At 59.0% G+C, this 14,839-nt stretch carries 11 protein-coding genes; 4 read left to right on the top strand and 7 right to left on the bottom strand.

Going from position 1 to position 14,839, the window contains the following annotated elements; translation table 11 throughout:
- Nucleotides 1-50: 50 nt before the first annotated feature.
- The 4 genes from ACZ5K9_RS13905 to ACZ5K9_RS13890 all read right to left on the bottom strand — a co-directional run bounded on the left by ACZ5K9_RS13905 (nucleotide 51) and on the right by ACZ5K9_RS13890 (nucleotide 5,580).
- Nucleotides 51-875, bottom strand: a complete 825-nt coding sequence (locus ACZ5K9_RS13905; RefSeq protein ID WP_464271926.1) for an SDR family NAD(P)-dependent oxidoreductase — start codon at nucleotides 873-875, stop codon at nucleotides 51-53.
- 254 nt (nucleotides 876-1,129) lie between these two features.
- Nucleotides 1,130-2,785 (bottom strand): AMP-binding protein, encoded by a 1,656-nt coding sequence (locus ACZ5K9_RS13900; RefSeq protein WP_464271925.1) that lies wholly within the window; start codon nucleotides 2,783-2,785, stop codon nucleotides 1,130-1,132.
- A 124-nt stretch (nucleotides 2,786-2,909) separates the two neighbouring features.
- Nucleotides 2,910-4,106, bottom strand: a complete 1,197-nt coding sequence (locus ACZ5K9_RS13895; RefSeq protein ID WP_464271924.1) for an acetyl-CoA acetyltransferase — start codon at nucleotides 4,104-4,106, stop codon at nucleotides 2,910-2,912.
- 13 nt (nucleotides 4,107-4,119) lie between these two features.
- Complete coding sequence (locus ACZ5K9_RS13890) at nucleotides 4,120-5,580, bottom strand: OB-fold domain-containing protein (protein WP_464271923.1); 1,461 nt, start codon at nucleotides 5,578-5,580, stop codon at nucleotides 4,120-4,122.
- A gap of 330 nt (nucleotides 5,581-5,910) precedes the next feature.
- Between ACZ5K9_RS13890 and ACZ5K9_RS13885 the strand changes: the two genes are divergently transcribed.
- The 4 genes from ACZ5K9_RS13885 to ACZ5K9_RS13870 all read left to right on the top strand — a co-directional run bounded on the left by ACZ5K9_RS13885 (nucleotide 5,911) and on the right by ACZ5K9_RS13870 (nucleotide 10,180).
- Complete coding sequence (locus ACZ5K9_RS13885; RefSeq protein WP_464271922.1) at nucleotides 5,911-6,432, top strand: hypothetical protein; 522 nt, start codon at nucleotides 5,911-5,913, stop codon at nucleotides 6,430-6,432.
- A gap of 112 nt (nucleotides 6,433-6,544) precedes the next feature.
- Complete coding sequence (locus ACZ5K9_RS13880) at nucleotides 6,545-7,582, top strand: radical SAM protein (protein ID WP_464271921.1); 1,038 nt, start codon at nucleotides 6,545-6,547, stop codon at nucleotides 7,580-7,582.
- A gap of 242 nt (nucleotides 7,583-7,824) precedes the next feature.
- The gene (locus ACZ5K9_RS13875) at nucleotides 7,825-8,949 is read left to right on the top strand and encodes an SPFH domain-containing protein (protein WP_464271920.1); all 1,125 of its coding nucleotides are present in this window, start codon (nucleotides 7,825-7,827) and stop codon (nucleotides 8,947-8,949) included.
- Nucleotides 8,950-8,989: 40 nt separating this feature from the next.
- Nucleotides 8,990-10,180: a hypothetical protein gene (locus ACZ5K9_RS13870; RefSeq protein WP_464271919.1), complete on the top strand. Its 1,191-nt coding sequence runs from the start codon at nucleotides 8,990-8,992 to the stop codon at nucleotides 10,178-10,180.
- A 433-nt stretch (nucleotides 10,181-10,613) separates the two neighbouring features.
- Here the strand turns inward: ACZ5K9_RS13870 and ACZ5K9_RS13865 are convergent, their stop codons facing one another.
- The 3 genes from ACZ5K9_RS13865 to ACZ5K9_RS13855 form a co-directional block, all read right to left on the bottom strand.
- Nucleotides 10,614-12,266 (bottom strand): acyl-CoA synthetase, encoded by a 1,653-nt coding sequence (locus ACZ5K9_RS13865; RefSeq protein ID WP_464271918.1) that lies wholly within the window; start codon nucleotides 12,264-12,266, stop codon nucleotides 10,614-10,616.
- A 62-nt stretch (nucleotides 12,267-12,328) separates the two neighbouring features.
- A complete protein-coding gene (locus ACZ5K9_RS13860) occupies nucleotides 12,329-13,108 on the bottom strand; it encodes an enoyl-CoA hydratase/isomerase family protein (protein WP_464271917.1) in 780 nt (259 codons plus the stop codon).
- A 59-nt stretch (nucleotides 13,109-13,167) separates the two neighbouring features.
- On the bottom strand, nucleotides 13,168-14,832 hold the full coding sequence (locus ACZ5K9_RS13855) for a long-chain fatty acid--CoA ligase (RefSeq protein WP_464271916.1): 1,665 nt from the start codon (nucleotides 14,830-14,832) through the stop codon (nucleotides 13,168-13,170).
- Nucleotides 14,833-14,839 lie beyond the last annotated feature (7 nt).

Here is a 14,839-nt window from a genome sequence, read left to right as displayed (position 1 = left end):
CCGAAGCTGGGTTATTTCCCGTTAGGAATCGAGTCACCTCGCAGGCCCCATCACCATCCCCCGGTCACCTTGATCACCTGCCCGGACACATAATCCGAAAGGGGCGACGCCAAAAAGAGCATCACCCGCGCCGCCTCTTCGGGCGTCCCCGGACGGCCGAGGGGGATCATCATCCGAAAGGCCTCCAGTTGGTTTTTGGGTACACCGATGGCAATCTTCTTGCCATCTTTTTCCAAAACCGTGTCTTCAGCCTTGGGTTGGGTCAGGCGGGTCTCGATCCAGCCATAGGCCACGGCGTTCACGTTGACGTTGAGCCGCCCCCATTCCTTGGCCAATGTCTTGGTGAAGCCCAAAATGCCCGACTTGGCGGTGGAATAATTGGCTTGGCCGGCGTTGCCGTCGGTTCCGGCAACCGAACTCACATTGATGATCTTGCGCATCACCACCCGACCTTGTTCCGATTCCTTTTTCGCATTTTCCCGGATGTACGCTGCCGCAGCCCTCACAATTCGGAAGGGCGCCGTGCAATGGACCTTGAGCATGGCTTCCCACTGCTCATCGGTCATCTTGTGCACCACGGCATCCCACGTGTATCCTGCGTTATTGACGATCACATGAATGTCCGGCCCGTAGGCATCGACGGCCGCCTGAACGAACTTTTGCGCAAAATCATCGGCGGTCACATCCCCGACCACGGCCACGGCTTCTCCTCCCCGGTCCTTGATTTCCTGAACGAGCTCCTCCACAGGTGCCCGATCCAAGTCGCTCAACACGAGCTTCGCGCCTTCCGCCGCGAAAAGCAGCGCCGCCGCACGACCGATCCCGCGGCCGGCTCCCGTAATCAAGCACACTCGTCCTTGCAGCATTTTCTCCATGGATTATCCCTCCCTGATGCGTCTCTGATCCCCACAGATCGCCAAAAGCCTCCCCGGCCGCGGCCATGGGGAATCATTCCCTGAGTTTTTCATCCCGTAAGACCCCACGGGCGTGCCCTCATGAAGCAGCGGCGTCCCGCGGAATGTCCGAAATCCACCAAGGCCATCCGCCACCCCGAGCGACAACATCCCTGAAATTGTGGATCACTCGCCAGGCGTGTTCGGCCCACCCGTCCATGACTCCAGTCGCCCTCCTAGAGACCCATTTTCTTCCGGATATCGCGGCGCAGCTCTTTTTTCAGAATCTTACCCACAGGGTTTCGTGGAATGGCCTCCACCACCTCTAGACGCTCGGGCAATTTGTAGGTCGCCACACCCTGTTCTTTCATGTACGCCGTCAGGCTTTCCAAAGTGACCATCTGGCCCGGTTTCGGAACTACGTAAACACAGGTTCTTTCCCCCAAGTTTTCATCAGGCATGCCCACGGCGGCCACATCCTGAACGGCGGGGTGAGCCAGCAGGACGTTTTCCACTTCTTGGGCGCTGATGTTGTAGCCGCCCCGGATGATAATGTCCTTGGCGCGTTCGAAAAATTTCAGGTAGCGGTCACCCGCGATTTGGAAAAGGTCACCGGTGCGGAAATATCCTTCGGAATCGAATGCCTCGGCATTGAGGTCCGGTCTTTTGAAGTAACCGGGGATGACGTTAGGACCGCGGTACAGCAACTCACCGACGGCACCGTCCTCGGTCAGTTCCCTCCCGTCCGGGCTGACCACCTTCGTCTGGATGAACCGGGCCATCGGGGTGGCCCATTCCACGCCGGCAGCTCCGTAACGGGGCAAATGGTCCACACGGATCTTCATGTCCGGAACTTCCTGAACCCCGGAAACCAACGCCGTGCCCTCGTTCTGGCCCCAAATGTTTCCAATCTCCACGTTCCAACGCTTTTTGAATTCCTCCATGGCCCACAAGGACGGCGGGGCGGAACCCACGGTGATCACCCGCACGGAACTCAAATCCACACCTTGGGCCGCGGGATGCTTGAGGATCAGGTTGACCACAGCGGGCACGAGCAGTGTGTATTGGATGCGTTCCTGCACCATCTGTTTGAGAAGAAGCTGAGGGTCAAACGGATGGTGCAAAACGACGGTGCCACCGAAGCGTAACCAAGGCACATAAACGGTCCCGACGGAAGCCATGTTCACGAGCGGCCCGGCGGTGAGCATGACGTCCCCAGGCTGCATGCCGCTGGCCAAGGCGACGGCCGCCTGGCATCGCCAGTTGTTATGGCTCAGGGGACAGCCCTTGGGCTGCGCCTCTGTACCGGAAGTCCAGCAAATGGTAAACACATCATCCGCATCGACCCGAACGATACTGAGGCCGGGATCCGGTTTTTCCCGGATCATGAGGCGCAAGTCTTCGTAAGTGTAGATTCTCTTCAGGCTCGGAACCTTCTGGCGCACCTCTTCGGCCATGGCCCGATGGCCGAACCCGTGGAATTGGTTGACGGTTATCATGGCCTTGGCCTGGGTCAGATCCGCCACGTAGGCAATTTCTTTTGAACGCCACTGCATGGGCATAGGGGAGATCACACCTCCGGCCCGTGCAATGGCAAGGTAGAGCATGGCCAGCTCCCAACAGTTGGGAAGTTGCACCAAGACGATGTCATCCTTGTCGATGCCTTCGGCGCGCAGAGCCGATGCCGTGGCCTCCACCGCCCGGTCGAAATCGGCATAGCACATCCGTTCCGGTATCGTCCCGAGCAGGTCCTCTTTGTTGAGTGGATCCACGATGGCCGTCGCATCGGGCGTGTTGCGGGCGTGCTGTTTGAAATCATCAAGGAGCGTTCGGCTCCCCCAGCAGCCTTTTGTGGTGTACTCCGTGATCCGTTCCGGTGAGGCAAGAATCATGGTGGTCTCCTATAAGTAGTGTGGGTCGCCCGGACGTGTGGACCAGGCGGTTTGTGGTTGGTTAAGTTGTCCGGGCCACGGCGTCGGGGACCAGGTCGTCATGGTCCCCTTGTGATTTCAAGGTCTAAAGACCGAAGATACCGACACTGCACACGCTGAACGAGGGGATCCCGCCGAGATTGTGGGTCAAACCCAGTTTCGGGTCACGGACCTGGCGCGGACCGGCACGATGCAAAAGCTGGTTGTAAACCTCATAAATCATTCGGATGCCGGAAGCTCCGATGGGATGCCCAAAACACTTGAGGCCCCCGTCGGACTGGCAGGGTATTTTCCCCTCCAATTCGAAGAAGCCGTCGTTGATGTCTCGAATGGCGCGACCGCGCTCGGAAATCTGCAGGTCTTCGTAGGTGACGAGTTCCGTGATGGAAAAACAATCGTGGACTTCGAGGACACTGAGTTCCTCGCGGGGCCGGGTGATTCCCGCCTCCGCATAGGCCCGCTTGGCCGCTTCGGTGGTCGTCTTCATGTACGTTCCATCCCACCGTGTCGTGACCATCTCTTCGCCCGATGTGGCCGCGATTTGCAAGGCTTTGACGAATACCGGGGTTTTTCCTAAACCTCTGGCCACGTCCGGGGTTGTCACGATGGCAGCGGCCGCCCCGTCACTCACCCCGCAACAATCGAAAAGTCCCAAAGGCCACGCGATAATGGGCGCCTTGATCACCTGTTCCGGAGTGACCTCCTTTCTCAGATGCGCCTTCGGGTTCAAGGCTCCGCATCGATGGCTCTTGGAGGAAATCTTGGCCAAGGCCATCTTCCCCTCTTCGGGGGAAATGCCATACTTGGCAAAATAGCGGGTGGCCATGAGGGCAAAGCCGCCTGGAGCCGTGAAGTTGGGGAGGATGAATCGGTTAAGAGTGCCCATGGCCGTGTCGAACCCGGGAAGCCCCCCGTAACCGGTGTCTTTGAGTTTCTCGACCCCCAAGGCCAGAGCGATCCGACAGGCGCCGGAGGCCACAGCGTAACACGCGCCCCGGAAGGCTTCCGTGCCCGTCGCGCAAAAGTTTTCAACGCGCGTCACCGGAATGCTGGGAAGCTTCAACGCTTGTGCCAAAGGGATGGCGCTCTTGCCGACGTTCACTTCATCAAAACAAGTGCCCAGCCACGCCGCATCAATCTCCTTTTTCTCAATCCCCGCATCCTGCAGCGCTTCCAGAAAGGCCTCCACCATGAGGTCTTCTGCCCCGTCATTCCAGCGCTCGCCAAATCGGGTGCACCCCATGCCGATGATTGCCACCTTGTCCTTGATCCCTGTCGCCATGGTCGTCGCCTCCTTACCGTCCCGCCGATTCGACGGGAACAGCCTTCCAGAAGTAGGTGTGCACACCCCGTTGGGCATCATGGTATTTTCGTCTCAGGTGCAGCTCCACCGGCTGATCCACACGGATGGCATCAAGGGAACAGTCCGTGAAATCCAACATCATGCGTCCCCCGCCGTCGAAGTCCACGATGCCGTAGATTTGGGGCGGATCCAGGGAGAAAGCCAAATGATCGCCCGTGTAGCTGAAAATCCGGGCCGGCTTGTCGGAAAAAAGGTAGGGCTCGGTTTCATCCACAGCCTGACATTCGCTGACGGCACAAATGCGCTGGGGCGGGAACTGAGGAGTACCGCACCGACGACATCGGGTGCCCTCCAGCCCGAGCACGGCCCGCCGATAACGCCACTGGACAGAAAGCGGGGTCTCCGCTTGGAATTCTCCCCGAAGTCCGGTTTCTATGGGAACGAGCTCGCGAAACGCCACAGCTTTTTCGTACGGGGTCAGAGGAGCTTTGCGCGCCAGGAGGGCTTCAAAAGACCATGCCGGCGTGAACGCGGGCGCCGCCTCGGTGACGCGGAAATGGAGCACATCCACACCGCTTCCGTACCCTACCACCAGGAGGTGATCCCCAACGGAAGCGGCTTCCAAAGCCCGGCAGAGCATGAGCAACGGATGGGCCGCCCCTGTATCCCCCACGAAACCGGCGAGAGAGTCTGCGATCTTCTCCTGAGGCAGTCCCAGCTTCGCCCCGATCACCCCGTGTTCCCTCGGATAGGGGCAGGGATAAATCACGGTGGAGAAGAGATCCATGCTGATATGCTCCCGAGCGAGATACGCCTGGACCGCTCTGGGAATGAGAGCCACATAGCCCTCATCCCTCATCCAGCGTTCTTCCCAAGAACGCGCCAGCTTCTTTTCATTTTCCCGGATGGGGCCTGGAAAGTCGGCGCTTAGAGAAAAGGATCCCACCAGTTCGGCAACAACCCCTTCGGTGCCCAAGACAACGGCGGCGCCGGCATCGCCGAAAAGGAGTTCTTCCGCACTGCCCATCTTGGAGCGTCGCGCTTCCCCGGCCACGGCGACGGCTCGCCGTGACATCCCGGCCGCCACATGGTTTGCCGCGGCGAGTACAGCCGCCGTCCCTGCCCGTGTTGACCCTGTCAGATCCACGGCCAGGGAAGACTCGGGCAGGCTCAGGGCTTCCCGAAGAATGGCGGCGTTTTGGCGTTCTCCATAGGGAAACGTGGACGATGCGGCAAAAAGGGCCTCACAGGTGGGGTCGGGCTGAAAATGGAGGGCGTTTCGGGCTGCGGCAGCAGCCAGGGTGATGGCATCTTCGTCTGCACCGGCCACGGCCTTTTCACCGCCGGCGAGTCCCCAGGCGGCGGGGTTGATCCAGGCCATGGCTTTTGTCACCGATTTTCTTTCCAATCGATATCGGGGCAGATAGGCGCCGTAGGCAGTAATGCCGATCATGGGATCCTCCTTGCATTGGGGGTCATGGAGAGAGACGCGACAGGACATCTAACCGAGCGCTCGTTCAGTTCCTGACAGACCCAAGCCATCCTGTCAAGAAAAAGATGCGCTTTGGCCTAAACCCGGTTTGGCATTACAATGCCATCGGTGCCGCTTCGCCGATCGGTCCCGGAAAATGGCCGCATGTCCTTGTCCAACGCCCGCATGGGCAGCCGGCTCGAGGCGGCCGGACAAGTCCCACGGCCGGCTCCATCGCAATGGAGCTCTTATGCGGTCAGGCCACGACAATGCCCAAGAGGCTTCAAACCTTGAATCTAGAGGATATTCTTCATGAGGATGCCACAAGCCGCCACGGTTCGGGAACATGCCCAGCATGTCCTCCAAGCCTGTCGCCTCTATGACGAACTGGGAGAGGAAATCCTTGCCGACGAGGAGATCTCGCAGGCTCTCCACCAATACCGATCGGCCATTGAAAAAACCCGCGCAGCTTTTGCGGACGCGGGCATTTTCGACGCTTGCACAGCCTGTGCGACTCACGTCTTCGGCGGGTGTTGTTTTCCCAACATGGAGTGGAACTACACCGTGGTCCATCTCCTCATCAACCGCCTCCTCGGCTGCCAACTTCCCGTTCGTCATGCCTATGAGGACCAATGCCTGTTCCTCGGCGATCACGGCTGCCTCCTCACGGCCAAGAACCACTTTTGCCTCAACTATTTCTGTCAGGACATCCAGCGGAAGTTGGGCCCCACGGCGATGAAGGCGCTCTTGCAGATTGTCGGCCAGGAAATCATGGCCGGGTGGCAGGTGGAGCTCCTGTTGATCCATCGGTATCGATCCGAGATGTTCGTCTAGATCTGTCATTGTCTTGTGCGAGCCGCCGCCGATCTTTGTCTTCTCTCTTGGAGGCTGCGCCAGGGACGCCGTGACGCCCACGGAATGTCCTTCCCAGATCACGGGAGGTCTCATGTTTTCCACATCCCTTTCCATTCGGCATCTCCAGTCGGGAGGCATCATCACGAACTACTTTTGCACCGCCCAATGCCGGCACTGTCTTTATTGCTGTAGCCCCCAATGGCCCAAGGAATATATCGATGCAGCAACGGCCTACGAAAATTTTCGAGCCGTGCGAAAGCTGGGGTGCACGTCAGTGCATCTGGGGGGAGGCGAACCTTTTCTTCGTCCTTCGGAACTCCTTGCCGTCCTCGAAGCCTCAAAAGAGGCCGGAGTGACTGTGGATTACGTGGAAACCAACGCCTCGTGGTTCGTCGACGAGACCGAGGGACTCGAACTCCTCAGGCAGTGCCGATCCGCCGGACTGACAACCGTCCTTGTCTCCATCAGCCCGTTTCACAACGAAACCATTCCATTCTCCAAGACTCGAAAACTCCTCGAGGCCCTCTCCGTGGCCCGACTGCGCGCCTTTCCTTGGGTTGAGGATTTCTGCCGGGACTTGGAAACCTTGGGGGCCGATCGGCCTCACCGACTAGAAGAAACGGCCCGCGTGTTCGGCCATGACTATCTGCGCCGCATCCCGAGGCGTTACTGGATTCATTTCGGCGGCCGAGCCGTCGTTTTCTTCGGGAACGTTTTCGGCAAAAAACCCGCCTCTTCTATACTCGAGGCCAACCCTTGGCCCTGCACGGAGCTGGGCGATGTCACCCACTTCCATCTTGATCTCTACGGACGTTACATCCCGGGGCTGTGCACCGGGCTGGGCATCTTTCGCGAAGACCTCGGCGGTTCCTTGCCCAAAGGTCGGTATCGGTTAATCGAGCGACTTTATTCCAAGGGGATTCGAGGGCTTTACGACCTGGCCGTCACCGACCATGGATATGTCCCATCCAGATCCTTCTTGAACAAGTGCGACTTGTGTCTGGATATTCGGCGCCATCTTATCGAGACGTCCCCAGGGCGCTACGTGGAGTTACATCCGGCGACCTTTTACCAAGAGTGGGCCGGAACCGTTGCCAACGATGGCCCTTTGTCCACGGAAGGAATCTAACGGAAGCTCCGCGGTCGAGGCGTTGTCCCGAAAATCCCATGGCATCACCTGGACTCGAAAACCAAACCCTCACGCCCGCCCCCCGCTCCGTCCCGTCCGGGTTCTGGGAAATAAATCGGTCCCTTTGAAACCTTGGGCTTCATTCGGAGGGGCGCCGGCACACCACATTTTTTCCTCAAGTTTCCTCATGAGCGTGCCGTTGACTTACCCGAATGGATCCCTCTTGCATGGAAGGATGTCCCGTGGGAACGAACAATGTGGTCTTTCTGGAGGTCATCGAGTGGTTTGATCCGACCGGAACGGAGATGGTGCATCGCATCCCCGAAGACGGATCCGGCGAAATCAAGTTCGGGGCGCAACTCACCGTCCGTGAAAGCCAGGCGGCGGTTCTTTTTTACCAAGGAAAGGCTGTGGCCGCTTTCGGTCCGGGTCGTCATACCCTGAAGACGGCCAATATCCCCATTCTGACCAAACTCTTGAGTTTTCCCTGGGCGTTGACCAGCCCCCTTCGGGCGGAAGTCTATTTTGTCAACACCAAGGTCTTTACCAACCTCAAGTGGGGCACGCGTGACCCCGTGGCCTTTAGAGATGCAGCGTTGGGTCTCATCCGGGTTCGGGCTCACGGCGTCGTCAACGTGAGGATCGTCCAGCCGCTGCTTTTCATCAATCGTTTGGTGGGCACCTTAGGCCGCTTCACGACGGAAAATGTCGAAGAGTATCTAAGCCGGGTGATCGTCTCGCGGCTCAACGACCTCATGGGAGAAGAGCTCACCAGCCTCTTGGACCTCCCCGGCCGGTACGACACCTGGGCAGATCGGCTCAGAGCCCGCCTTGCCGAAGACGCCTCCCACTTCGGTATGGCCCTGACGCATCTTTATATCAACGCCATCACGCCGCCCGAAGAGGTGCAGCGGGCCATCGACGACCGAAGCAAGCTTGGCGCATTTGACGATTTGAACAAACTGCTGCAGCTCAAAGCCGCCATGGCCATGGAGAAAGCCGCTGAAAACTCCGGCACAGGCGGTGAAGCCGCCGGTATCGGACTGGCTTTTATGATCCCGGGCCTCATGGCCGAAGCCCTTCGGGAGAAGAAACCCGATTCAAACTCCAGCCCCACAGGACCCCAGTGTCCGGACTGCCGTTCTCCTGTCCCCAAGGACGCCCAGTTTTGCCCTGCGTGCGGGCATCAATTGGTCGTCTTCAATCAATGTCCCTACTGCGGCAAGAATCTGACGCCCACCGCCCGGTTCTGCCCGCGCTGTGGCAATGCGGTTTCCAAACAACTCCTTGAAAAGAAGTGCCGACATTGCGGTGCATCGAATCTGCCGCAGGCCGTCTTTTGCGATCAGTGCGGTGAACGGCTCTAAATCCCTCATCCAGCATCCCTGCCCGCAGTGTGGCGGACAAGTGACCCTGGAAGATACCGACCGAATCTTTCAGTGCCCTTACTGCCGCGTCCGCCTTGTCGTCCAAGCGTCTCCGCGGTTCATTTACGTGCTTCCCGCCGCCGAAACATCTCGGGATCGCCCGCTCATCCATGTCCCCTATTGGCGATTTCGAGGCTTGGTTTTCGCTTTGAGCGCCCTTGCCGTCAATCACAGAATCCTGGACGTGAGCTCTATCGCCGTTGCTGGAACCGGTCTTCCCCCCTCGCTGGGACTTCGCCCTCAGGTGGTGACCATGTCTTTCTATACCCCGGAGTTGCCCGGAAAGTTCATTCCCCCGACGCTTTCCCATACGGGTTTTCTCCAGAAGTTGGGATCCGGACTGAAAGGGCGACTGGAAGATCCACTGGCTCCAATGACCTATCATGCCTTCATCGGGGAAAACGTCAGCCTCATCTATGCCCCTTTTTTTGAAAAAAACGGCATGCTGCACGACGCCCTCACGGGCCGTCCCATCATACCCCGGCCTCACGACACGCCCTTCGAGGCTTCGGGATCGAGTCCAGCCGACGTGCTGCAGTTTCACCCCACGCTTTGTCCCCAATGCGGGGGAGACATGGAAGGAGAGCGCGATGCCTTGGTCCTTCGGTGTCGCACCTGCTCAACTTTCTGGGAAACCAGCCCTTCGGGCTTTCATCGGGTTGAGGCGGCGTTCACAGCTGGTGGAACGACAGACTCGGTCTGGGCGCCGTTCTGGGTGCTGGAGGTGACGGCCCATCCATTTTCTTTGGAAACCTTTGGCGATTTCGTCGCCTTGACGCAAGTCCCCACTCCTGGGATTTCCACCAAAGCGGACCGGCAATTCTATTTCTGGATTCCGGCCTTCAAACTTGCGCCTCAATTTTTCCTGAGAGCCGCTCGGGTGGCCACCATGGCGCAACCTGAGCTCGTGCCCCTCGAGGATGCCCACCTTGGCTATCCATATCCGGTGAGCCTTCCTTCCGTGGAAGCGTTCCAGGCATGTCCGGTCCTCTTAGGTGCCTTGAGCCCCGCCAAGGAAGAACTCTTTCCCAAGATCCGAAAAGGCCGATTGGCCTTTCGCGGAAAACGCCTGGCCTATCTCCCGCTGCGTCGCTTGAGCTCCGAGTGGGTTCTCGACACCTTCGGGATCGCCTTTCCGTTGCATGCCCTGCGCTGGGGCCGCGCTCTGTAAGAGCGGGCAGGGCAACGTCGATCCCAAGGAATGCCGGCGTTCATCCCCCTCCGACGGCCCCGCCATCAAACACGCTCGCCCTGTCCCCCCGCGGCTGCTGTATGGAAGCACTTCCGCGCCTCTCGGGATCGGCGCAATCCCCCTCTTGGGGGGTCTCTCCGGCCTCCAGGGTGATGCATTACCGGAAGGGTCATGGCCACTGATTTCCCCCTCACGGCGCATCGCTTTTCCGAATAGCGTCCCTTGAGCTGACCGAGAATCCACAGACGGCGTCGGATGATCAGAACACAGGGCGTGCTTCGGCGCCCGGCGCGACACCGGGTTGTTCACTATCCAGGAGCTCAATGCCTTTCTGGGGGCATGGGACCCCCGCCATCCTCGTGCGAGGGGCTCCCGAGGCATGGTTTCGTGCCGCCGCCCGAGTTTACTCAGATCAGGAAAACAGGCTGCTGTAGTGGCGCCGGAGATCCCTCTTGAGGATTTTTCCGGTCGGCGTCTTGGGTAGAGCCTCGACCACCACCACCGCCTTTGGAACTTTGAAAGGAGCCAATTCCTTCCGGCACAAACCGACGATTTCTTCCTCGGTGATCGTCTCCCCCGCTTTGGGCACCACAATGGCGGTGACCGCTTCGACCCATTTGGGATGCGGCACACCAATGACGGCCACTTCCGAAACCCGAGAATCCCTGTAAATGACCTCTTCCACCTCACGCGTGGAGACGTTTTCCCCGCCTGTCTTCACCATGTCCTTTTTGCGGTCCACCACTGTGATGTATCGGTCCTGATCGAGCACCCCCACATCGCCCGAGTGAAACCACCCGCCCGCCATGGCTTCTTCCGTCTTTTCCGGATCCTTGAAATACATCAGCATGACATGGGGACCCCGACCGCAGATCTCGCCGGGAATTCCCGGAGCCGTCACGGGTCGGCACAGGTCGTCCAGGAGGGTTGTTTCCATATTGAGGCCGCCCATGCCGGCCGATCCCGGTTTGGTGAGTTGATCGGCGGGCTTGAGAATGGTGTGATACGGGGAAAGCTCGGTCTGTCCGTAGTAATTGTAAAGCCGCTGACACGAGGGAAGTCTTCGCTGAATCTCCTTGAGGATCTCCACAGGCATAATGGATGCCCCGTAATAGCCTTTCTGCACAGATGACAGATCCCGTTTGTCAAAGTCTGGGTGGCGGAGCAGCCCGATCCATACCGTTGGCGGGGCGAAGAAAACCGTCGCCCGATGCTCCTCGATCTTTTGGAGGATGGTGGGCACATCGGCCGTCGGGAGCAGCACGTTGGTAGCCCCGAGCCAGAAAAACGGGGTCAAGAACACATCCCGCTGGGCGCAATGGAAGATGGGCAGGGCGTTGAGGTTGACGTCCTGCGGGCTGTATTCCCCGTCCACAATGCATCCCATGTATTGCGCCATGAGGGACTGGTTGGTAAGCACCACACCCTTGGGCAACGCTTCGGTGCCGCTGGTGTAGGTCATCTGTACCGGATCTTCGATGTAAAGCTCCACATCCGGTTCTTCCGCCGACTGGCCGCCCACCCAGACGTCGAAGTCCAGCCACCCTTCCGGCGCCGGTCGCCCTGCCCCTTGGGTGGACCAGATTCGGTGGGCCACCGATGGCATGTCGTGGAGAACGCCGTCCACGAGTTCCGCCAGAGCGTCCTCCACAATGAAAAAGCGAGCTTCGGAATGGTTGATGCAGTAGGCAATATCCTTACCCCGTAGGAGGTAGTTGATGGCCAAATAGATACCGCCGGCTTTGGCCGTCCCGAGCCACGTGAGCACGTGGTGGATCGTGTTGTGTGCCAAAATGGCCACTCGGTCAAAGCGTTTCAAGCCTAAGGCGAGAAGTCCTTGCGCCACCCGGTTTGTGGCCTCCTCCAGCTCGGCGTAAGTGAGCACGCGGTCGCCGAAAATCAAGGCGGGCTTTTCAGGATACCGGTAGGCACTGCGCCGTACGATGTCCGCAATGACCCATCGGGTGATCCGGTTGTAACGCGAACGGAGAAAAGCGATGCTTTCTCGGTCGAAGCGATGATAGTGCAATACGGCATCCTCGGTCAGCGGTCTCGCGATGGTCATGGGTGTTCTCCTTCTCCACGAGCTCCAGGTTGCTGGGGCCGGCGACACATGCCCGGCCTGGGTTAGAAGAAATGCGGTTTTCTTTTTTCCACAAAGGCCCGAAGACCTTCCTGGCCGTCTTGATGTCGGGCGCACCCCACCAAATATCGGCGCTCCCATTCCGTCTGCTCTTCAAAGGATCTGTGGAACGATCCGTTAAACAATGCCTTACAGCAGTGAAACGAATGCAGGGATCGCCGAACAAGCACGTTCAGCATCTCGAGGGCCGCCTCTTTGGCCGTGCCGTCGGGCACCAGACGCGTGATGAGCCCCCAATCCAGGGCTTTCGCCGCCGGAATGCGTTCATCAAAAGCGGCGATTTCCAAAGCTCTGGCCAACCCCACCAGACGCGGCAGGGTAAAGGTTCCGCCGCCGTCGATGCATAGCCCGTTGGATGTGTAAGCCTGTTGGAAAAAGGCGGATTCTTCCATGACTCGAAAGTCGCAGGCCAAAGCCAACATAAAGCCGGCGCTGGCCGCCGCTCCCTGCACAGCGGCCACCACGGGCTTGGGCATGGAGCGAAGCTCCACGGCGAGGCGATTCAAATGGGCGGCCAGCACATGGAGCGATGTTCCCGGGTCAGAGGAATAGTCGACGACCCACTTTAAATCCCCGCCGGCGCAAAAGGCCCGCCCGCGCCCCGTGAGTAACACGCCACGCACCTCAGGCGCAGAGGCGGCTTCAAGCATGGCGTCGGCCAATTCGGCCATCAACCCCAGGTTCAAGGCGTTCAAGGCCTTGGGACGGTTCATGGCGACTTCCCGTATGGGGCCGTGATTCACAATTTCCAAAAACTCCGGCATATTTTCACCTTTCCCAATGTGTTCCACGCCCATTTGGGCTGGACACGTTTCTGATCGTCTCATGCCCCGTAGTGCCCGGAGTACTGTTCTCGGGCGATGCGTTTGGCAAACTTGCCGACGCTCGTCTTCGGAATGGCATCCACAAAGAGCACGTCGTCGGGAAGCTGCCATTTGGCAAAGTGCGGCCGGATGAAATCCAAGATGGCTTCTTTGGTCACGGATCCTTTTGCGGCTTCCTTCACGACCACCAGGGCCAACGGCCGCTCCTCCCATTTCGGGTGGGGAATGCCGATGACCGCCGCTTCCAAAACGTCGGGATGCGCCATGATGGCGTTTTCCAGACTAATGGACGAAATCCATTCTCCGCCACTCTTGATGAGATCTTTGAAGCGATCAGTGATCTTGAGATAGCCTTGGGGATCAATGGTTCCCGCATCCCCGCTTCGCCAATAACCGTCCTCGGTAAAGGATTCGCCGCTCCGTGGGTCATTGTAGTAGGTGCGCGTGATCCAGGGACCTCGGATGAGCACTTCCCCGACACTCTTCCCGTCTCGGGGAAGCTCCTTGCCATCGGGACCCATGACCGTCACATCGAGCCCGACAACGGGAAGTCCCTGTTTTTTGAGCAGTTCCCATTTGTCGGCATCGGGAAGGCTTCGGAGGGTCGGTTTGAGATGATTGATGGTGACCAGAGGGGCCGTTTCCGTGGCCCCGTAGGCGTGGATGACCTGAGCTCCGCCCAGCTCGTAGTAGCCTTTCATCAGGGCCAAGGGAGGTTCGGTGGCCCCACTGATCATGCGCAAGCCCGTGAGGTCCGGTTTGGTGGAGCGGTTTTTGATGTGATGGAGCATCGGGAGGAAAATGGCCGGCGCACCGCAGGTGACGGTGACCTTTTCTTCCACGATGAGGTCCACGAGGGGTGACGGGTCTTCCATGGTGTACCGGCCGGGGAAGACCAGCTTGGCTCCCAGCATGGGCCCGCAGAAAAACATGCCCCAGCCTTGAGCGTGGAACATGGGCACGATCTGCATGATGACGTCATTTTGGGTCATGTGAAGGGCTTGGGCGATGGCCAAAGTGTGGAGATACATGGCGCGGTGAGAGTTGTACACCCCTTTGGGTTTTCCTGTGGTCCCCGATGTATAGCAGGCGGTGCAGGCGGAGGTTTCGTCAACCCACGGGAAATCGAAAACCTCGTCGCTTTCGGCGATCAGCGCTTCGTAGTCGTAGGCGGCCGGAAAGGCGCTTTCACCGACCCCTTGTCCCGTATCGTCCAGGACGATAATTCCCTTGACCGTGGGGCAATCTGCGGCCAGAGGTTCCATGAGAGGGCGCAGCGAGGCGGCCACGGCCACAAATTTCGCTCCGCTGTGATTGACGACGTAGGCGCGTTCCATGGCGGAAATGCGCGGGTTGAGCTCCAAAAGCACCGCCCCGATCCCGGAGACGGCGAAATAAAGTTCCATAAACCGGGAAGTGTTCCAATCCAAGGCGCCCACGCGGTCTCCGGGAGCGATCCCAAGTTTTGTCAAACCCTTAGCCAAACGTCGCACACGCCGGTCAATCTCCCCGTACGTTGTCCGATGGAGGCTTCCGTCCAGGTTGCGGGAGACGACTTCCGTTTCCGGGTAATTTCGTGCGGCGTGTTTGAGAAACGTGATCATGTTCAAAGGATAGGCATCGTTGGATGTGGCGGGAAAACCTTTAATGACGTGGTGAGACATGAGGGGC

Source organism: Desulfosoma profundi, from assembly GCF_055387865.1.
This window is presented reverse-complemented; position numbering and strand designations above follow the sequence as displayed.

Coding starts and splice junctions, on each gene's coding strand:
- ACZ5K9_RS13905 (WP_464271926.1), bottom strand. CDS start 875: ATGGAGAAAATGCTGCAAGGACGAGTGTGCTTGATTACGGGAGCCGGC.
- ACZ5K9_RS13900 (WP_464271925.1), bottom strand. CDS start 2,785: ATGATTCTTGCCTCACCGGAACGGATCACGGAGTACACCACAAAAGGC.
- ACZ5K9_RS13895 (WP_464271924.1), bottom strand. CDS start 4,106: ATGGCGACAGGGATCAAGGACAAGGTGGCAATCATCGGCATGGGGTGC.
- ACZ5K9_RS13890 (WP_464271923.1), bottom strand. CDS start 5,580: ATGATCGGCATTACTGCCTACGGCGCCTATCTGCCCCGATATCGATTG.
- ACZ5K9_RS13885 (WP_464271922.1), top strand. CDS start 5,911: ATGAGGATGCCACAAGCCGCCACGGTTCGGGAACATGCCCAGCATGTC.
- ACZ5K9_RS13880 (WP_464271921.1), top strand. CDS start 6,545: ATGTTTTCCACATCCCTTTCCATTCGGCATCTCCAGTCGGGAGGCATC.
- ACZ5K9_RS13865 (WP_464271918.1), bottom strand. CDS start 12,266: ATGACCATCGCGAGACCGCTGACCGAGGATGCCGTATTGCACTATCAT.
- ACZ5K9_RS13860 (WP_464271917.1), bottom strand. CDS start 13,108: ATGCCGGAGTTTTTGGAAATTGTGAATCACGGCCCCATACGGGAAGTC.
- ACZ5K9_RS13855 (WP_464271916.1), bottom strand. CDS start 14,832: ATGTCTCACCACGTCATTAAAGGTTTTCCCGCCACATCCAACGATGCC.